Below are 18546 nucleotides of genomic sequence, written 5' to 3' on the forward strand. Positions count from 1 at the left end.
CGGCAGGCCAGCCGCCGCCGCTGACCGGGGCCGTCAGCTCGTGGAGGCGCTCCGGGCGGCGCGGTCCTCGGCGACCAGTCGGCGGGCCTCCCGGGCGCGGGCGCGGAGCTTCTCGACCGGCAGCTCGACCGCGTAGGTCGCCCCGATCGACACCACGACAGCGGCGGCGAAGAGCCAGACGTTGCCGAACCAGCCGATCGCGAACGTGCCGAGCAGCGCGATGACGAGCGGGTGCCAGAGGTACGCGGAGTACGACACCCGGCGGCCGAACCAGGCGATCGGGCTCCAGGACAGCGCCCGGGACACCGGAGTCCGCACCGAGACGAGTCCGCCGATCAGCACCGCGGCGAAGAGCCCGGTCACCGGCATGAGCAGGCCGAAGGTCCACGCGTGCTCGGTCCAGTCGTCGCCGATCCAGAACTGCACCCCGAGCACCACCGCCGCACCGACCCAGGTGCCGACGTGCCCGGCGAGCCCCGCGGCGAAGGCCCGGAACCGGTCGTCGTCGAGCAGCAGGGCGAGCAGGCACCCGGTGGCGAGCGGCACGACACCGAGCACGGGGGAGAAGTACACGTCCGGCGTGGACCCACCGGAGGGGGCGCGGTAGCTCAACCAGGTCGCGGCGGAGGCGGCGACGATCACCGCGGACAGCCCGATGACGAGTGCGCGACGACGGCGTCCGAGAGCGAGCAGGACCACGAGCACCGGCGGCCAGACCAGGTAGAACTGCTCCTCCATCGACAGGCTCCACGTGTGCGCGAACACGCCCTGCGTGGTGTCCCAGAACGACCGGTAGAGGTTGCCCGTGTAGGTGAGGGCGATGAACGCGGCCTCGCCCGCGGAGAACGAGGCGCCCTTGTAGTCGCCGACCCAGTTCCAGAGCAGCAGTCCGGCGACGACGAGGGCGACCAGCGCCGGGTAGAGCCGCAGCAGGCGCTTCCACCAGAACGTGCCGAGTCGCACGGTGCCGGTCTTCCGGCGTTCGCGGAGCAGCAGCGTGGTGATGAGGTAGCCGGAGAGCACGAAGAACACGGTGACGCCGATCCACCCGCCCTCGAACTGCGGGACGTGCAGGTGGTACAGGATCACCATGACGATCGCGACGGTGCGCAGGCCGTCGAGGGCCAGGGCGCGGGAGGCGAGGGGTGCGGGCGCGGTCGACTGTGCGCTGGCGGCTGCGGTCCCCGTCCGGTGGACGGTCGTCGGGGATGGCGCCGGGGCTGCGGTCCGGGTCATCCGGCCAGTGTGCTCCGGCAGTCCATGAACCGGCTCAGTGCTGTCCGGTCCCGGCTGAACGATGGACCACACGACGGACGGGAGGCTCCCCACCGGACCGGTGGGGAGCCTCCCATCCGTCACGTGGTGACGGCTGTCGTGCGGTGGCGGCTACTCCGCCTTCTGCAGCTGCCAGGGCTCCGGCTCGCGGTCGCCGTTCGGACGGACCGGGCGCACGTCGCCGACGATCGGGATCGAGCGCTTCCGCATGAACCACACGTAGCGGACGAAGAAGTGGGTCAGCGTCGACATCCGGTTGCCGTTGCCGAGCAGGCTGGTGATGTGGACGAACACCCACGCCGCCCACGCGACCGGCCCGACCATGGTGATCCCGCCACGGAGCTGGGCGACCGCGGCGTTCGTGCCGATCGTCGCCATCGTGCCCTTGTCGAAGTACTTGAACCGCTCGGTCGGCTTGCCGGCCAGGAGCCGCTTGATCTGCTCGGCCGCGTGCTTGCCGCCCTGCAGTGCCGGCTGTGCGAGCTGCGCCAGCGCGCTGTCCTGCGCGGCGATGTCACCGGCCGAGAACACGCGCTCGACGCCCTTGACGCTGAGGTCGTCGTTCACCTGGATGCGACCGCCGTGGGTCTGCGGCAGACCCCAGTTGCCGACCTCCTTGTGTGCCGAGACGCCGGTCGCCCAGATCACCTGGGAGGCCGGGATGACCTCGCCGCCGGCGATCCGGACACCGTCGGGCATGACCTCTTCGACCCCGGCGTTGAGGCGCAGCACGACGCCGCGCTTCCGCAGGATCTTCGCCGCGTACCGGCGCAGGCGCGGAGCGAACGGCTTGAGGAGCTCGCCGCTGCGGTGCACGAGCGTGATCGAGATGTTGCCGCGTTCGATCTCCGGGTACGCGCCAACCAGCGCCTGGTCACGGAGTTCGGCGAGCGCGCCGGCCATCTCGACGCCGGTCGCACCGCCGCCGACGATGACGACGCGGATCTCGTCCGGGCCCTGCTTCGCCGCGGCCTGCTCCAGGCGCGTGAAGAGTTCGTCGCGGATGCGGAGCGCCTGCGACCGGGAGTACATCGAGTACGCGTACTCGTACGCACCGGGCGTGCCGAAGTAGCTGGTGTTCACGCCGTTGGCGAGGATCAGGTAGTCGTAGTGCAGGTGTTCGCCGTCGGACATCTCGGCGATCCGCTCGTCGTGCCGGATGCCGGTGAGCAGGCCGTGGCGGAAGTCCGCGTTCGACTGGCGGGCGCGCAGGCTGCGGAGGAAGTACGTCACGTCGCCGGCGTTCAGGCCGCCGGTCGCCACCTGGTACATGAGCGGCTGGAACATGTTGTAGACGTGGCGGTCGACGAGGGTGACCCGTACCGGAGCGTCCTTCAGCTCACGCATGGCGGCGATGCCGGCGAATCCACCGCCGACGATGACGACGTGCGGGCGGGTGTCCTGCGGCATGGTGAGCTCCGGGTTTCGTGCGGTCTGGGCCACCCAGAAGGGTACGCCGGTCAGGCGTCCACGCGGTCCACCTCTGCCGACCTCCGGTCTGCATCCAGCCGGGAGGCGCGGGTCGGGTCCGCCGGCAGCGTCCCGCACCCCGGTCGGCTCAGCTCCCCTGGGGGCTGACGGTGGCGCCGCCCGGCAGCTCCTGCGTGCTGCCGTTGCTCGTGCTGCCGCTCCCGTCGGTCCCGTTCCCGCCGGTTCCGGACTGCCCGCTCCCGGACTGCCCGCGCGGGCCGTACTGGCCACCACCCGGGCCGGTGAACGAGGAGACGCCGTGGCTCGCGACCGCGTGCCCGACCGCGAAGCCGACGCCACCGCCGACCAGCAGGGCGCCCAGGCCGATCGCCGCCGCGATGACCGGCCAGAACCACGGCGGGTGCGGGGTGCTCCGGCCCGCGGGTGCGGAGCCCGGGCCAGTGGCAGGGGCCGGGGCAGGGGTCGGCGTGCCGTACCAGGACGGTGGGGGCGGCGAGAGGGTGGCGGTCGGCGCTGCCGCCGGAGCAGCGGCCCAGGCGTCAGGGCGTTCGCCGTGCCGTTCGTCGGGTCGTCGTTCCGGAGGGGTCGTGTCGGTCATGGCCGTAGTGCACCCCGCGGACCTTGCAAGAGTCGAAGACCCGGCTGTCCCCGCGCTGCGGATCACGGACTGCGCGTCGCTGCGCGTCGCTGCGCGTCGCTGCGCTGCTCTCCCAGGTGGCGATCGGGCCCCGGCATAGTCTCGGGTGATGCGTGCGCTGGTGGAGACGGTCCGGGTCGACGGTCACCGCGTCCGACTCCGGACGGTGGCGCCCGCGGGACGCCTCCACGACGCGTTCGCCCCCACCGTCGTCCTGGTGCACGGCATCGGCATGTCGCACCGCTCGTTCCGCCGACTGCAGGCCGCGCTCTCGCGCAGTCACCGCACCGTCGCCGTCGACCTGCCCGGCTTCGGCGGGGTGCCGTCCTCCGGGCGTCGCTTCGAGGAGCACGAGTACGCCGACCTCGTCGTCCGCGCGGTCACCGAGCGGGGTGCCGGGGACCTCGTCGTCGTCGGCCAGTCGATGGGCACCCAGGTCGCCGTCGAAGCGGGCCTCCGGCACACCGACGTCGTGTCCTCCGTCGTGCTCATCGGCCCCGTCGTCGACGACCACCGACGCTCGCTGGTCCGGCTCGCCACCGCGCTCGCCGTCGACTGCACGTTCGAGGGCGTCCGGATGAACGCCGTCGTCCTCACCGACTACCTCCGGAGCGCCGCCCAGTACCTCCGCGAGCTCCGACCGATGCGCGACTACCGGATGCTCGACCGCGTCCGGGCCCTCACCGTGCCGGTGCTCGTCCTCCGCGGCGAACAGGACCCGATCGCGAAGCACGACTGGGGGCAGCGGGTCGTCGGCGCCGCCTCCCGCGGGGCACTCGTCGAACTGCCGGGCGGCCACCACGTGCAGGAGCGCCAGCCGGTCGCCGTCGCCCGGCTCATCGAGGAGTTCCGCCGGGTGCAGACCCTCGAGGCCAGTCGCGACGAGGTACCGCAGTGACCGACGCGACCACCGGCGGGGGCGGGGAGACGCGGACGACGGGAGCCGTGCCTCCCGTCCGGGTCGGACTCGTGCGACGCGCACGGTGGGCGCTGCTGGACTGGGTCTACGCCGTCGTCTGGCAGGTCCGCAGCCTGGGACCGACCACCGCCGACGACTACCGGACCGGCGACCGCCAGCCCGTCGTCGTGATCCCGGGCGTGTACGAGACCTGGCACTTCATGCGCCCTCTGATGGACGTGCTGCACGACCGCGGCCACCCGGTGCACGTGCTCACCGTGCTCCGGCACAACGTCAAGCCGGTGCCGCTGTCGGCAGAGGAAGTGATGGCGTACCTCGACGAGCACGACCTGCACGGAGCGCTCGTCCTGGCACACAGCAAGGGCGGCCTCATCGGCAAGTACGCGATGACCCGGCTGGACCCGCACGGCCGCATCGACCGGATGGTGGCGGTGTCGACGCCGTTCGCCGGCTCGAAGTACGCCGTCCTGGCACCCGTGCGGCACCTCCGGGTGTTCCGTGCCGCCGACCCGGTGCTGGCGGGCCTTGCTCGGGAGCTCGACGCGAACGCCCGGATCACCTCGGTGTACGCGGTGTTCGACACCCTGATCCCGGGCGGCAGCGAACTGACGGGCGCCGAGAACGTGCGGCTCGACCTCGGCGGGCACTTCCGGATCCTCGGCGACCGGCGCACGGCGGCTGCCGTCTTGCGGGCGGCGGACGGGGACTGACGGCGTCGGTGGTCGTTCACCGGGGGCGCCGGTCGCTGTCGGCGCGGCCTGCGGCGTCGGGGTCGCCGGGTCGGCCGGCGCCGTCCCTTCGCGCACGACGGCGATGCTCCTGCCGTGGTCGCACGACATGCCGGCCGCTCAGAGCTGAGGTCGCGCGTTCTGCCGTCGCGGGTACCCGGAGGCAGCAGTTCATGCGACCTCGGGGCTGAGGACGGGCCGGGGTCGCCCCGCCCGCGGGTCAGCGCCCCGCGACGCTCGCGCGCTCGACGATCCGGTGCGGTACGACGACGGTCCGGACCGGCGCCTCCCGGTCCTCGATGCGCCGCTCGAGCAGGTCGAGGGCCGCCGCCGCGAAGTCCCGCCGGTCGAACGACACCGTCGTCAACGCGGGCACCGCGAACGCCGCTTGGTCGACGTCGTCGAACCCGACGACGCTCACCTGCTCCGGCACGCGGACGCCCCGGCTGGCCAGGACGTGCAGCACGCCGAACGCGATCGAGTCGGTGAACGCGAACACCGCGTCGGGCAGCGGGTTCCGGTCGAGCCACTCGCCGAACGTCCTCGCTGCGGCCGAGGTCGTCCACTCCGGCAGCGGGACCCGCAGAGCAGGGTCGACGGCGACCAGCTGTGCGGCGAGCGCGTCCTCGTGGCCGAGCTGCCGCAGACGTGCGGTGGCGGTGACCGCGTCGTCCCGCTCGGCACCGACGATCGCGATCCGTCGGTGCCCGCGGTCGAGCAGCATCGTCGTGACCTCGCGCGCCGCCGCCCGGCTGTCGACGTGCACCTGGTCGACGTGCTCCGGTTCGACCTCGCCGATCACGACGGTCGGCGGCAGCCCGGCGGTGTTCGCGAGGGTGCTGGCATCGAGCGACACCGGGTTGAGGACCAGCCCGTCGACCAGGTGCGCCCGCGCCCGCGAAACCAGGTCACGCTCCCGCTCCGGGTCGGTCGCGGTCTGTTCGAGCTGCACGACCAGGCCGCGGTCGTGCGCGAGGACCACGAACCAGCGGGCGAGGTCCGCCGAGTACGCGCTCGCGAGCTCCGGCAACGTCACCGCGATCGCGCCGGTCCGGCCGTTCCGCAGCCCCCGGGCGGACAGGTTCGGCACGTACCCGAGTTCGACGACCGCCGCCTCGACGCGGGCGCGGGTCTCCGGGCGCACGACGACACCGCCGTTGACGACGTTGGAGACGGTCTTCGGGGACACCCTCGCGAGGGCGGCCACGTCCCGCACGGTGGCGCGCATGAGAGCACCGTAGCGCGGTGGCGGCAGCCGCTCGGCGGGTCGCCGCGCGGGGGAGCCGGGTCCGTGACGGACGGGAGGCGCGTCCCGACCGGTCCCGCGCCTCCCGTCCGACGGCGGTCCCGTCGGCATCCCGCGCCGGCAGTCCGTCGTCAGCCGTCAGTCCGCGGTCAGCCGGACCGCCGTCGGCGCGTCCCGCCCGATCGTGACCGTGGACTCCGCGCTGCCGGCGCGCACCGTGTACTCGCCCCGGAACCCGCGCAGCCGTGCGCGCCCGGAGTCGTCCGTGCGGACGGTCGTCGGCCCCGTCCACCACTCGTCCTTCACCAGGCGACGGAGAGCGTCGTAGGACGGCTTCGGCGTGCCGTCCGCCCGCACCAAGCCGATCGGCGCGTTCAGCCAGGCGCCTCGGTCGGTGATGCCCCAGTAGGTGATCGCCTCGACCGCGGGGTTTCCGACCAGGCTGCGGTAGTGCCGTTCCAGCTCGTCGGCCTGGCGTGCCTCGCCCTCGGGCGTCGAGGGCCAGGAGTCCACCTGGTGGTCGTTGAGGTCGACGATGTGTGCGGGCATCAGGTCGCCGGACACCAGCGAGGTCTCGGTCAGGTGCAGCGGCCGGCCGTACCGGGCGAAGCGGTCCACCATCGCGAGCATGGTGTCCTCGCCCCAGTAGCCCTGGTGCATGTGGGTCTGCAGGCCGATGGCGTCGATGCCGATCCCGGCTTCCAGGACGCCTTCGATCAGGCACTCGTACGCGTCCGACAGGTCGAAGTCGTTGAGCAGCAGCGTGACGGACGGGTTCGTGACACGGGCCTCGTCGACCGCCATCCGGATCATCGCCAGGCGGCCTCGGGCCAGGGCGAGGGGTGTGATCCCGTTGTCGCCGTTCGCGAAGTGCGGCATGATCACGACCTCGTTGATCGCGTCCCAGGTGTCCACGAGGCCGGTGAAGTCCCGCACCTCGCGGCGGATCCGGTCCCGCTGCAGGCGCTCGACCTCGTCGGTGTCCAGCCCGAGCAACCAGTCCGGCTGCACGGTGTGCCAGACCAGCGGGTGGCCCTTCGTCGCGACGCCGCGGTCACGGAACCACGCGGCCGTCCGCTGCAGCCGCTCCGTGTCGGGGCGGCCGCGCTCGGGTTCGAAGCGGCCCCAGTAGAACGGCAGGGTGGCGGTGTTGAAGACGTCGAGCCAGAGGTCGGCGAGCTCGGGGGTGCCGACGTCGTCGGGGTCGTGCTCGCCGTTCGCGAGGCCGATGAAGTCGAACCCGATGTTGCCGAACCCGAACTCGTGGCGCCGCTGTTCCACGACGACCTCGGTGCCTGCCCGGGGTGTGCCGTCGGCGTCGGTCACGGTGACGATGAGCTCGCCGCTCCGGTGTGCTGTGTCGTGCTGCGTCTCCATCGACGGCCTCCCGCATTTGTTGTGAGCGGGAACTTATCAGGTCGGGGTGGTGGAAGCGAGCGTGTCCTTTTGAGGCTGTCGCCGCGCGGATCACCCGTCTCCCTCGCACACAGCTCGTTGCCGGAGCGCGTTCATCGGTGCTGCCTCAGTCAGTGGACGTCTGCCGGCGGTCAGGAGCAGGCTGCCGTGCGCGCTTGCTTGTTGTCGGGGTGGTCGCCGGGCTCAGGGTCGTGTTCGATCGGGATGCACGCGGCGATCTGAGGCCCGCGCTGACGTCCCAGAGGAGGAGCACCGCACCCGTCTCCGGCTCCGTGGACGGTGTTGCATTCGACGCCCCTTCACCGGGCGTATTCGCGGGACAGTCATACGGGAATCCCCAGGTCAGGGAGGATGCGGGCTAGTTGTCATGGTTGTCGGCGTCAGCCGTGTGCCGGTGGGGGACCGGCTTGCGAGACGCGTCGGGACGACCGTTTCCCGCCCCTCCTCGCGGGGCGGCGAGACCGATCGGCTGGCGGACGCTTCAAGGTTGGCCGGTGCTACCCCATTTCCAGCGGCTCCCGTCAACCCCTGACACCGATGACGCCAGAACGGGAGGGTGCAGGACGGAGCCATGTGCACGAGACTCTGTCCAGCATGATCACTTCACCTGCCGACCCCCAAGGCCACCGTCGGCTAATCGGGCTCGTCGGGCTGACGCTCGTGACCGCGATGTCGCTTGCAGCCTGTTCCAGCCACGTGAACGCTGTCGGCGACGAGAAGGCCTCCTCTGCTTGGATGGAGAGCGTCCAGGACCGATGGGCCGAACAGCCCGGCGAACTCGGCAGTGGTGCCGGCACGAACGATTCATCGAGTCGGCTCTCTCTCGGCGTCGCGGACGGCGGGACACCCGCGCACGTTCGTGTGTCCTTTGCGTGTCAAGGGCACGGAACGGTGTCGATGGCCGTATGGAGCAAGCGCTTGGTCAGCGGTGCCGAGAACGGGAAGCGGCTTGCATCACGCTCGATCCAATGTGGTCACGACGAAGACCTGTACGTCGCGACATCGAGCGCTTGGATCACCATCGGGCCGACCTCCGGGGACTCGAGCGTGAGCTGGTACGCCGCGGCCTATGCCGACCCGCTTTCGGGATCAAGCTGAAAGCAGCGTCCGCTAGCCGATGGTCTTCTGAGACTGCTGCTCATGGGTAAAGGCGTTCGCCGTGGGATGCTGATGTGGTGCTCCTGCTGACCGAAGGCCTGCGAGGTAATTGGCTGGTGAAGCGCGCCGGTCGATGGGCGACTGTCGGCGGTGTCGCTGGCACGGGCTTCGAGGCGTACGCGCGGCTGCTGCACCCGGTGGATGCGAACCGTACTGACCCGAGCACGCTCGACGAGTGGGGCAATCCCGTCGAGGTTGAGCACACGCGTTGGCGGTGGGCTGAGGTTGCGCGCCGCAACGGCCGGGTGATGCATCCCCTGGTGCAGTGGTTCCGCATCAGCAACAACGAGCAGACGAGGCACGCATGCAGATGCCCTGGCCCGGTCGGGACATGTGGTTGTTCAGCTCAAGCCTCGACGAGCTTGCGGACTCGAGGTGGGCGCAGCGCACCGTCCCCGGATGGGAATGCAGCCGCCACGGCCAGGAAGGGCCGTACACGTCGCTGATCTGGTCTGAAGATCACACCTGGGTCGTCGCTTCCGAGGAAGACTGGGACTCAACGATCGTCGCCGGCTCACGCACACTCGTCGACAGCATCCTCGCGGACAAACACTTCGAGGCCTTCGAGGTGCACGAAGATGACGACCTGAGCTGGGACGGCGACCTCCTCAACCCCCGCCCACAGCCGATACCAGGGCTCTGAGACGACCAGACGCCCGGTGAGGGATCCACTACCGGGTGGCGTCGATCAGCACCTGGTCGATCCACTCGTGATGATCGAGTTCGGTGAGCTCGGCGAGAGTCGCCCACCGGGTTTCGAGCACTTCGTCCTCGTCGAGGAGGAACGGCGACGTATGCAGTGAGCAGAGGTACGCCACGGTCACGTACCCAACTTGGTCACCGTTGGGGTAGACGTTCTCGAGGGCGGCGCCGCCGTAAGCCCCGATGATCCGGATGACGTCGCTGCCCACACCGAGTTCTTCTCGCACTTCCCGCAGCAGAGCCACGCGGGGGTCCTCGCTGGGCTCGATGCCGCCCCCTATCAGGCTCCATCGTCCGGAGTCGCGCTGCCGCGCCAGGAGGAACCGATCGTCGTCTCGGATGACCGCGGTCACGCCCGGAAGGAGTAGGTAGCTGCTCCCAATCCGCTCGCGCAGCAATCGAACGTACTGAGAGGCCGGCATGCTCCGAAGCTACCGTGCGCCGTTCCCGCAGAGGGATCGATCATCGGACGCTCGATGGCGTGAGTTCTCTGGCGCTCGGGCTTTGACACCGATACCGTGCTCGACATGACTGCGACGGGCATCGGCGGGCTCTTCTTCCGGAGTCGAGATCCGGAAGCCCGCGCCGCGTGGTACCGGAAGCACCTCGGCATCGACGCCGGCGCGGACACCTTCTGGCGCCAAGCAGCCGGTGTGACGGTCTTCGCACCGTTCCCTGCTGACAGCGACTACTTCGCCGCCGACCAGCCCTTCATGCTCAACATCAGGGTGACGGCACTCGACGAACTGATCCGCCGTCTCGAAGCGGACGGCATCGCGGTCGAGCGCCGCGCCGAGTGGGAGACAGAGTACGGGCGCTTCGTCCGTGTGCACGATCCAGAGGGACTGCCGCTCGAGCTGTGGGAAGAGAACAGTTAGCGTCTGCCCTGGTGGAGTTCGGTTGCATGGTTCCTCTGGAGTCGACCATGTGGCCCTGATCAGGGGAGCGACTGACCGGTTGGCGATCCCCTATCGGACAGAGAGCGGGCGTGCCGGCCGACTGCCGACGTCAGAGAGCTCGTGTCATCGTGAGCTCATCTCCCGAACCGGCCGCGACGGCGAATCCGTTCCTCTCGTAGGTGCGCCGGGCGGACTCGTTCTGGGCCATGACCGACAACTCGAGGCGCTGTGCCCCAGCGGCTGCTGCCCAAGTTGCCACGGCATCGATGAGCAAGGCCGCCACTCCTCTTCCCCGAGCTGCGGGGTCCACCCACAGGGAGATGAGTTCTGCGCCAGCACCGGGCCGTGCTGACGGCGTTCCGGTCACCATGCCGATCGGACTGCCCGTTCCCGAGTCGAGGGCTACGAGGTCCATCGCCCCTGGGATAGAGAGGCGCTCGCGCCAACGGCCCTCATCAGCATCGACCCAATCAGCCAACCGAGAGCCGAAAGCCTCCGGGGCTTCGGCCAGCGCCGCAAGCCTCAGGGAGCGCCAGACTCTCCAGTCATCGGACGACAAGGTGATCAGCGTGACCGTCATGCGTTCACGCTAGCGACCGGAGCACGATCGGCCAGCGGGACAGCCATGTGCCGCCGACGAGGATGGGTCAGTAGCCGCGGCGGTAGAGCGTTCGAAACACGAACACCCAGGCGACGAGGGCGGCCAACCCGACCCCACCGATCCACGTCTCGGTCGCGTCACCGGTGAACAGCAGCCAGAAGCACAGCGCGGTCAAGAAGCCGGTTCCGATCCCCATCGCGATCCGATACCTCGTCGTCCATGTTTTTGATGCGAGGTCGGCAGGCTCATCAACATCGCTCACGACGCGAGCCTAGTTCCGGCGTCGACAGGAAAGACGGCATCGGCTAACTCGTGCGGCTTCACGCGTCGACGAGTCCGTTGACCGATCGTCAAACGAGATGGCGTCCGACCAAATGTCTTCCTCAGAACCAGCGGAGGATGAACTGCTCGAGTACGTTCCGTGCGACTCCTACCACTCCGGGGGCTGGTTCCCCAGCGTCGCGTCCGACGCTCTTGAGGAGCGCGCTCTGCGCAGCCTCGTACTCACGACGTTCGTCGTCGGTGAAAGTGTCCGGGGGTACGGTCCGACTCACACTGACGGTTTCCAGCCGACGGAAGCCGTATCGGAAGCCGACTGGCGGCGGCGCAGCCTGGATCAGCTGCAGCAGACGCGCGTGCGAGTAGTGCTCCGAGCAGCGAGCAGCGAGCAGCGAGCAGCGAGCAGCGAGCAGCGAGCAGCGAGCAGCGCGACCGATGAAGTCGGTAAGGCCCAGGAGCCCTGCTTCGGTCGAGACGAGCCGGACCTGAACGAGTCGAGCGCGACTGCAAAGGTCGTACAAGACAGCTTCATCCATCGCGATCCCTCCTCAACCTGGCCGCAAGCTTGCCACGAAGGGCCATCCTGGTGATCCAAGCGAGCAGCGCTGCCCGGTAGAGGATCCATATGCGGTCTCGACCGCCCGGGAAGTGATCGACCATCGACGGCCTGATGGATCACGCCGAGTCCGGAGCGACCGCGCTCTCGCGTGCCGATCGTTCTAGGTTGATGCCCCGCGTCACGTAACGAGGTCGCTGAGCGCGCGCCACGGGTGCCGAGGACGCCCAGGTCATCAGCCGTCCCGAGCGATTCGGCGAGCAGCCCGGGACGCGGACAGCGCACCTGCACCGAGAGCGGCCAGCGTGCAGGCGAGGGAAAGCCCGAGCAGCACGACGTAGAGCGCTGGCGCCAGTTGCGCTGGGATTGACACGACAACGACGATTGCCGCCGCGATCAAGAACGGCCGCATGACTCTCCGCGCGGCAACATGGCCGGCTCGCCAGGCCTCGTCGCTGTGCATCAGCGACGGCAATCGAATGCCAGCCGCGTGATTCCGACCCATTCCATTCGTCGCGATCGACACAACACCCCAGATCGCCGCGTCAACGAGGAGAACAAGCAGAGCGCAGCCGGCCGCCCCCAACCACCCTGGACTAGTCATCTCCGCCTCCCTCGGTTGAACCTAGCGAACCACGCAGCGGCGGTCATTCCCATCCGCGAGCCCGACGGACGAACCGGACCCTGCCACCGGCAGCTACGGGCCGGGCTGACGCTGACCGACGCCGCGCGGGGATCGCCGGCAGTGGTCGGCTCGTCGGAATATGACTCGGAAGCAGCGTCCGGTAGACGGGGCTCGACGAACGCGACCGGACCTGCGTCGCTCTACCCGGTAGGGGATCGATCACTGGACAGCAGTTCGGACGTGCTCAGACCCGTCGGAACAGTTGCTGCTTACTTAGACCCATCCGAGCAGTTGGGGAGCGCCGCGATATCGGTGCACTCGTACTCTGTCCAACCTCCCTGGCCGTAGGTGTCGTATGCAGCGGTCGAAGCGACCGTGGCGCCCGAGCCCGCCGTCATGACGAAGGAGGGGACCGGATCACCCTCGGTCGTTCGCTGGATCCATGTGAGCATGCCTACGTCGCCTGCTCTGCTCGCATCCATGAGGCACTTCAGGTTCTTCTTGGGAAGCGTTCGCTTCTGTCCGAGCTCCGCGCTGCCGCAATTGGTGCCAGTCGGCGTGCTCACCCATCCAGGTGCGTCTGCGAGTTCACGAGCCGACGCAATGGGGTCTCCGGCAGACCCAGCGCACGCTGAGAGAAGCGGTAGCGCAGCCAGCACGATTCCCGTGGCGGCAACGCTGAGAGTCTTCTTCATGGGACGAGCATCGCCTACTCGCGCCGCTCGCTTGGTCACAGTCGAGCAACAGTCAAGCCGTGGCGTCGACGCAAGGCACCGCCCGACCAGGCCACTGCCCCTCGCTCATATCACCCGTGTACCGATAGCGGATCCCCTTCCGAAACGCCCCCGCGCCCTAAGGTCGAAGCATGTTCGGTGCCCTTCCGCCCTTCCGCCCTCCGCCGCCTTCCTCACAGACGAGGACCACGCGCTTGTCGAGGCAGCTCGCTCGACCATCGATGCCGTCACTGATGCGGGCCCGAATGAGGACGGTGTGCACACCGTGGGTGCAGCTGTTCGCGCCGCGGACGGCCGGATCTTCACCGGCGTGAACGTCTACCACTTCACGGGCGGACCCTGTGCCGAACTCGTGGCGCTCGGAGCAGCCCGCGCCGGCGGTGCCACCGAACTGACGCACGTGGTCGCCGTGGGCAACCACGGCCGGGGAGTCAAGAGCCCGTGTGGCCGCGACCGCCAAGTCCTCGCTGACTACCACCCGCACGTGCGCGTCATCCTGCCCGGACCTGACGGCCTCGTCAGCGTGAGAGTGTGAGCAGCCTCGCTCTGTGTCGTCGTTTTCGCTGCGATCGGTGTCGGGTCAGGTGGTGCCGATGACGAGGGTGCTGCGGGCGGCCTCGACGACGTCGTTGGTGATGACGTCGAGCTCGTTGATCTTCAGGACGCGTTGGATCTGAGGGAGGAGGCGCTCAAGGAGCCGGAAGTTGCCGCGGGTGATGCGTTCGACGGCGGCGATGGCTTGCGCGTCGGTGAAGTCGTCGGGGTCGAGCGTCTTGCCGAGCTTGCGCCATTGACGTTCGAGGACGAAGAGCAGCTCGTCGTGGCCGAGCGGACGGTACTGGTGGGCGAAACCGAGGCGGCTGTAGAGCTGCGGGTAGTGGCTGAACTGCTTCTCGATGCCGGGCATGCCGATGAGGATCATCGCTATGCCGGTGCGGTCGTACTGGTCGCGGAGCCACTCGATCGCGTTGCCGGTGAGGCGTTCGGACTCGTCGATGATGATCAGCTCGAGCAGGGACGGGTTGGGGCCGTGTGCGTGGTCGAAGTGGCGACCCTGGAGCAGGAGGTGTTCCTCGATGCAGCGTTCGGTGCGGAGCATGTCGTGCCGGAGGTCGTCCTGCAGGGCGCGCATCGTGGCGGAGACCTCGGGCGTGTAGAAGACGGTGCGGGCTCGGTGGGCGGCGGCGTAGATCTTCGTGTCGTCTTCGCTGCGTGCGGCCCATCTGGCGATGAACGGGCCGATGCTGTCCCAGTGGGCGTAGCGGCGTGCGGAGAGGGTCTTGCCGACGCCAGCGGGGCCGAAGCAGACGCCGATGGTGTTCTGCTTCCGGACGGCGTCGGCGAACTCCGCGAACCGACGGTGTTCCTTCGTGATGATGAACTGGCTCGTCATGACCGGTCCTCCTCGTAGGTCATCAGTCGCGGTTGATCCGGTGCCGGTGCGGGTGCTGGTGGGGTGTGATCATCGGGTGTGGGGCGGACGATCGCGATGCGTTCGCGGATCTGCCCGCGCAGGGCTCTTCGTTGCGCGTTCCGGGCGGCCTGGATCTGCTTGAGACTGATGGTCTCGGTCTGATGCGCGGTACTGATCGCGGTGCACAGGAACGCGTCGCGGTGAAAGACACGGATCTCGGTGACGTCGCGGGGGTCGTACCGGACGCTGACGGTGCTGCCCACGAAGGGTGCGAGAGTGGTTGCGGTGTAGCGGAGCCCTTCGAAGTGGATGCCGTCTCGTTGCACGACACGCGTGGTCGGGACGGTGAGCAGGAACCCGTCGAGCTGCTCGAGGGAGTCCGGCATTCGTGGCAGCCACCCGTCTGCGATCCACGCTTCCAGTGGGCTCTTCCGGAGCTCGCGGTGGATGCGGGCGTTGTAGCGGCGGATGAACGTGTTGATGGCACTGTCGACACCGGCGAGATCCAGCGCCGGCGTCGGCGCCGGCGCCGAGGATCCGGGTGCGAGGTGGCCGGGGAGCGTTGGGAGCAGCTCGGTGTTGATGGTGCCGAAGAACCGCTCGATCTTCCCGCGGCCCTGGGGGCGAGCGACCTGCGAGTGGATGATGCGGAGGTGCAGCACGGCGGCGGTGTCGCCGATTCGGTGGCTGGTGAAGTCGGACCCGTGGTCTGTGTAGAGCACGTCTGGGATCCCGCAGACAGGCCAGTCCGGTTCCGGCTTGTGCCAGATCGCTTGCCGGAGCGCGAGCGCGGTGTTCGCGGCGGATGGGGCGCCGAGGAACACCATGTACCCGCAGACCGCGCGGGAGTAGTCGTCGAGGATCACCGTCAACCACGGCCGTTCGGGCTTGCCGTCGGGTCCGACGATGAGCAGATCGAGCATCGTGTGGTCCGCCTGCCAGATCGCGTTGGGGCGATCCGCACGACGTCGGAGCAGCAGTTCGTGCTTGTCCCGATATGACGCGGGCCCCTCAAGCGCGAGCGTCACCATCCCGGGATCAAGCCCGTTCACGATCGACCGCACAACGGAGTACGACGGCGCTGAGAGACCTCGTTTGGTGCAGTAATTGTCGACCTGGCGGTGAATCGTGGCGATCGAAGGTCGTGGCTTGGTGAGTGCGAGCCCCTCAATCAGGCGCACCAGTTCCGGTGCCGTCCGTCGGGCGCCGTGATCGGTGCGGGTGCCGTCGGCGAGAGCCGGGTATCCGCCGGTTCGGTAGCGGGCCAACCAGCGTTGCAGGGTGCGCTCAGCGACGCCCGTGGTGCGGGCCAGGGTGGCGAGCGGGATGGCGTCCTCGACGTGCAGTCGAAGGATGCCCCACCGCTCGCTCGCGTCCATAGCCAGCTACATCGTTGGGGAAGGCTTGGTTCGTCGCGCCGCGACGGGCTCGGCGTGCTTCGCGAGTGCACGGTAGATGGTGGTGCGGCTAACGCCGAGCACGTCGCCGATCTGCGCGACGGTCATGTCCTGCTGTTCGTAGAGCCGGCGTGCGGTGCGCACCTGGTCCGCGGAGAGCCGAGATGGTCGGCCGCCGGTGCGGCCGCGGGCTCGAGCGGCGGCGAGGCCGGCGTTGGTGCGTTCCTTGATGAGGTCCCGTTCGAACTCCGCCAACGCGGCGAAGACGTGGAACACGAGCCGGCCGCCGGGCGAGGTGGTGTCGATGGTCTCCTGCAGGGACCGGAACCCGATGCCGCGCTCGGCGAGAGCGTGCAGCTGATCGATGAGGTGCCGGATGGACCGGCCGAGCCGGTCGAGTCGCCAGACGACGAGAGTGTCGCCGGGGCGGAGCTGGTCGAGGAGCTTGTCGAGCTCGGGCCGGTGTTGGAGCGACCCGGACATGGTGTCGACGAACACGCGGTAGCAGCCAGCGGCGTTGAGCGCGTCGATCTGCAGCGACGCGTCCTGGTCTGTGGTGGACACGCGCGCATACCCGAGAAGGTGACCCATGAAGAGAACGTAGCGAAACTCGACCAGGAGGGGTAGTGGCGGCACGTAGATTCTGGGACTGGGTTCCGCTACAAGACACGGCGCCTCGCACCCGGACTGAGCGCCGGTACGGATAGTTGTAGCGGAATCGTTCGTATTTGTTACGTCTGCCGCGCTCGCGCGGCGAGCCGGAGTGCTTGCACGGAACGGAGGTGTTGTTCCGATCGGTGGCGGCCGTTGGCGGGAGACGGATGTGGTGCTGCGATGACCGGAAGGAGTCGGGGGTGCTCGTCCAGGGTGAAGTGTCGCATGACGCCGTCGAGGGCAACGGCCCCGTACGTGACGATCGCAGTGAGAGCGGGGAGGGCCGCGAGCAGTGTGGCGAGGGCATGCCGCCCCTCGTCGATGTCCTCGAGTCGCACGCGGTCGGGCAGTTCCCATGGGACAAGGTTCCAGCGGACGTACTCGCCGCGTGCGAGTCCGGACTCGACACGGGCTGCTCGGAACGCCGCCGCGGTCGGGCCCGGGTTGTCCTCGCTGCAGATCGCTGCGTGCGCTGCGGCGATGGTCTGGGGGCCAGGCGACTGCATCAGGACCAGGACACGGCTGAATCTGCCGCCGGATCGTGGGTCGAAGCTCGGGACGAACCGTCGGCTGCCGTCGGGCGCGGTCCGCCACGTCTCCGCGAGACCGTTCAGCGATCGAACGTCAGCGAGTTCCTCGGGGGTACTCATGCCGGCTGTGGCGGTGCCAGCAGGGTGCCACGGATGACGGATCCGTGAAAGGTGCGAAGGGCAACGGTGATCCATGCGGCGACGAGGCCGGCGTAGTAGATGACGGCGAGGACGGCAACGACGGTCAGGCCTGAGTGCAGGGCGAGCCCGTTCAGGCCGGTGACGCAGGTCCCGACGGGGAACGTGAAGGACCACCAAGTCAGGCTGAACGGCAAGTGTTCGCGGGCAGTGCGGATGGTGATCGCGAGGGCGATGACGGTCCACAGCAGCGCGAAGCCGAGCATCGCGAACCCGTACACCAGCGCCACGACCAGCAGGGCATGCGCGGTACTCGCATCGACAACGGTGGGGGCGTTCGATGCGAGGAGGTTCACCGCGGTGATCGACTGTCCGACCGGCCCGAGGACGATCCACAGAGTCGGGACCATGCCGGCGGCCCCGACCTTGTGCTGCGCGAGACGGTTCCAGATCAGCGTGATCACGACCAGCGACGTGATGAGGCTGAGGCCGAAGAAGCCGTAGCAGGACCACAGCAGCGTCTCCCGCGCCTGCCCGGCGGGGGCGTACGGCAGCAGGAGCGCACCGGTGGAGGCGGACACCATCGGCGGGACGATCGGCATCAGCCAGCCGCCGAACGCGGAGTCGGGCTTGTTCTCGTGGCGGGTGAACGCCAGGTACGGCACGAGCACTGCCGTGAGCAGTCCTCCGATGGTGCCGATGGTCCACAGGACCCAGTCGATGGTGACGGCGGCGGGCAGGCCGACCCAGTCCTTGCCGAGCAGGAGTGTCCCGGCGCCGACGGTGAGGAACGCCATCGGTGGTGCGCCGTAGAAGTGCGAGATCACCGGGTTGAGCTGGTGCCCGGCTGCAGTGCTCCGGTAGCGGATCCAGTGCAGCACCGTCGCGGTCGTGAGGGCGACGAGGAGCACCGCGGCGATCGCCCACACGACCGTCGCCGCGAGGCGCAGCCCGGGGAACTGCAGCGGCAGTGACGCAGCTGCGACAGCGACGATCCCCGTGCCCATGATCGACGCGAACCAGTTCGGTGTGAGATTCGACACGATCAGGCCTGGCCGCTCCAGGTCACGGAACAACGCCGTCTGCGGCCGTTGGGGCAGCTGGCTACCGTTCGCGGGTGCAGGGTCCGTGCGGAGCGTTGTCATGGGCCAAGCCTGCGCGAATCCTGCCTCTGGCGGTACCCGGAACCTCTTGGCAGGGCACAATC

22 protein-coding genes are annotated in these 18546 nt (G+C 69.0%); 6 read left to right on the forward strand and 16 right to left on the reverse strand.

Annotated features, from left to right (window positions below; genetic code table 11):
- Positions 1-33: 33 nt before the first annotated feature.
- The 3 genes from QL987_RS01250 to QL987_RS01260 all read right to left on the reverse strand — a co-directional run bounded on the left by QL987_RS01250 (position 34) and on the right by QL987_RS01260 (position 3304).
- On the reverse strand, positions 34-1236 hold the full coding sequence (locus QL987_RS01250) for an acyltransferase (RefSeq protein ID WP_290155894.1): 1203 nt from the start codon (positions 1234-1236) through the stop codon (positions 34-36).
- Positions 1237-1386: 150 nt separating this feature from the next.
- Positions 1387-2718, reverse strand: a complete 1332-nt coding sequence (locus QL987_RS01255) for an NAD(P)/FAD-dependent oxidoreductase (protein ID WP_290155895.1) — start codon at positions 2716-2718, stop codon at positions 1387-1389.
- A 115-nt stretch (positions 2719-2833) separates the two neighbouring features.
- Complete coding sequence (locus QL987_RS01260; protein WP_290155896.1) at positions 2834-3304, reverse strand: hypothetical protein; 471 nt, start codon at positions 3302-3304, stop codon at positions 2834-2836.
- 148 nt (positions 3305-3452) lie between these two features.
- Between QL987_RS01260 and QL987_RS01265 the strand changes: the two genes are divergently transcribed.
- The gene (locus QL987_RS01265; protein ID WP_290155897.1) at positions 3453-4241 is read left to right on the forward strand and encodes an alpha/beta fold hydrolase; all 789 of its coding nucleotides are present in this window, start codon (positions 3453-3455) and stop codon (positions 4239-4241) included.
- On the forward strand, positions 4238-4972 hold the full coding sequence (locus QL987_RS01270; RefSeq protein ID WP_308118706.1) for an alpha/beta hydrolase: 735 nt from the start codon (positions 4238-4240) through the stop codon (positions 4970-4972). Before QL987_RS01265 ends, QL987_RS01270 begins: the two co-directional genes overlap by 4 nt.
- Positions 4973-5210: 238 nt before the next feature.
- Here the strand turns inward: QL987_RS01270 and QL987_RS01275 are convergent, their stop codons facing one another.
- Together QL987_RS01275 and QL987_RS01280 are read right to left on the reverse strand one after the other, a co-directional pair.
- Entirely contained in the window at positions 5211-6218 is a 1008-nt protein-coding gene (locus tag QL987_RS01275; RefSeq protein ID WP_290155898.1) for a LacI family DNA-binding transcriptional regulator, read from the reverse strand.
- Positions 6219-6374: 156 nt separating this feature from the next.
- Positions 6375-7613 carry an endo-1,4-beta-xylanase gene (locus QL987_RS01280; protein WP_290155899.1) on the reverse strand — a complete coding sequence of 413 codons (1239 nt, stop codon included), beginning with the start codon at positions 7611-7613 and terminating at the stop codon, positions 6375-6377.
- A 633-nt stretch (positions 7614-8246) separates the two neighbouring features.
- Between QL987_RS01280 and QL987_RS01285 the strand changes: the two genes are divergently transcribed.
- Both QL987_RS01285 and QL987_RS01290 read left to right on the forward strand, forming a co-directional pair.
- The gene (locus QL987_RS01285) at positions 8247-8750 is read left to right on the forward strand and encodes a hypothetical protein (RefSeq protein WP_146248161.1); all 504 of its coding nucleotides are present in this window, start codon (positions 8247-8249) and stop codon (positions 8748-8750) included.
- A 364-nt stretch (positions 8751-9114) separates the two neighbouring features.
- Entirely contained in the window at positions 9115-9453 is a 339-nt protein-coding gene (locus QL987_RS01290) for a hypothetical protein (protein WP_290155900.1), read from the forward strand.
- A gap of 28 nt (positions 9454-9481) precedes the next feature.
- On the opposite strand, the gene QL987_RS01295 is transcribed toward QL987_RS01290, so the two are convergent.
- Positions 9482-9934 carry an NUDIX domain-containing protein gene (locus QL987_RS01295; protein ID WP_290155901.1) on the reverse strand — a complete coding sequence of 151 codons (453 nt, stop codon included), beginning with the start codon at positions 9932-9934 and terminating at the stop codon, positions 9482-9484.
- Positions 9935-10039: 105 nt separating this feature from the next.
- On the opposite strand from QL987_RS01295, the gene QL987_RS01300 reads away from it, so the two are divergent.
- Positions 10040-10390, forward strand: a complete 351-nt coding sequence (locus QL987_RS01300; RefSeq protein ID WP_056071613.1) for a VOC family protein — start codon at positions 10040-10042, stop codon at positions 10388-10390.
- Positions 10391-10520: 130 nt separating this feature from the next.
- On the opposite strand, the gene QL987_RS01305 is transcribed toward QL987_RS01300, so the two are convergent.
- The 5 genes from QL987_RS01305 to QL987_RS01320 form a co-directional block, all read right to left on the reverse strand.
- Positions 10521-10991, reverse strand: coding sequence for a GNAT family N-acetyltransferase (locus tag QL987_RS01305; protein WP_253465808.1), 471 nt, complete (start codon positions 10989-10991; stop codon positions 10521-10523).
- Positions 10992-11058: 67 nt separating this feature from the next.
- On the reverse strand, positions 11059-11274 hold the full coding sequence (locus QL987_RS01310; RefSeq protein ID WP_290155903.1) for a hypothetical protein: 216 nt from the start codon (positions 11272-11274) through the stop codon (positions 11059-11061).
- A 121-nt stretch (positions 11275-11395) separates the two neighbouring features.
- Complete coding sequence (locus tag QL987_RS01315) at positions 11396-11827, reverse strand: hypothetical protein (protein ID WP_290155904.1); 432 nt, start codon at positions 11825-11827, stop codon at positions 11396-11398.
- 255 nt (positions 11828-12082) lie between these two features.
- The gene (locus tag QL987_RS16880) at positions 12083-12451 is read right to left on the reverse strand and encodes an SdpI family protein (RefSeq protein WP_356839140.1); all 369 of its coding nucleotides are present in this window, start codon (positions 12449-12451) and stop codon (positions 12083-12085) included.
- A 290-nt stretch (positions 12452-12741) separates the two neighbouring features.
- Positions 12742-13167, reverse strand: a complete 426-nt coding sequence (locus QL987_RS01320; RefSeq protein WP_290155905.1) for a hypothetical protein — start codon at positions 13165-13167, stop codon at positions 12742-12744.
- Positions 13168-13471: 304 nt separating this feature from the next.
- Here QL987_RS01320 and QL987_RS01325 point away from each other — a divergent pair, with 304 nt between their 5' ends.
- Positions 13472-13741: a cytidine deaminase gene (locus tag QL987_RS01325; RefSeq protein WP_290155906.1), complete on the forward strand. Its 270-nt coding sequence runs from the start codon at positions 13472-13474 to the stop codon at positions 13739-13741.
- Positions 13742-13786: 45 nt separating this feature from the next.
- Here the strand turns inward: QL987_RS01325 and QL987_RS01330 are convergent, their stop codons facing one another.
- The 5 genes from QL987_RS01330 to QL987_RS01350 form a co-directional block, all read right to left on the reverse strand.
- Positions 13787-14599 (reverse strand): AAA family ATPase, encoded by an 813-nt coding sequence (locus QL987_RS01330; RefSeq protein WP_055960810.1) that lies wholly within the window; start codon positions 14597-14599, stop codon positions 13787-13789.
- Entirely contained in the window at positions 14596-15999 is a 1404-nt protein-coding gene (locus tag QL987_RS01335) for a Mu transposase C-terminal domain-containing protein (protein WP_071301383.1), read from the reverse strand. Before QL987_RS01335 ends, QL987_RS01330 begins: the two co-directional genes overlap by 4 nt.
- Before the next feature lie 6 nt (positions 16000-16005).
- Entirely contained in the window at positions 16006-16608 is a 603-nt protein-coding gene (locus QL987_RS01340) for a recombinase family protein (RefSeq protein ID WP_055960814.1), read from the reverse strand.
- 140 nt (positions 16609-16748) lie between these two features.
- Positions 16749-17177 carry a uracil-DNA glycosylase gene (locus QL987_RS01345; RefSeq protein ID WP_253465504.1) on the reverse strand — a complete coding sequence of 143 codons (429 nt, stop codon included), beginning with the start codon at positions 17175-17177 and terminating at the stop codon, positions 16749-16751.
- A gap of 140 nt (positions 17178-17317) precedes the next feature.
- On the reverse strand, positions 17318-18382 hold the full coding sequence (locus QL987_RS01350) for a TDT family transporter (protein WP_240614499.1): 1065 nt from the start codon (positions 18380-18382) through the stop codon (positions 17318-17320).
- Between the last annotated feature and the right edge of the window lie 164 nt (positions 18383-18546).

It is taken from the genome of Curtobacterium sp. APC 4022 (assembly GCF_030407555.1).
Lineage (GTDB): Bacteria > Actinomycetota > Actinomycetes > Actinomycetales > Microbacteriaceae > Curtobacterium.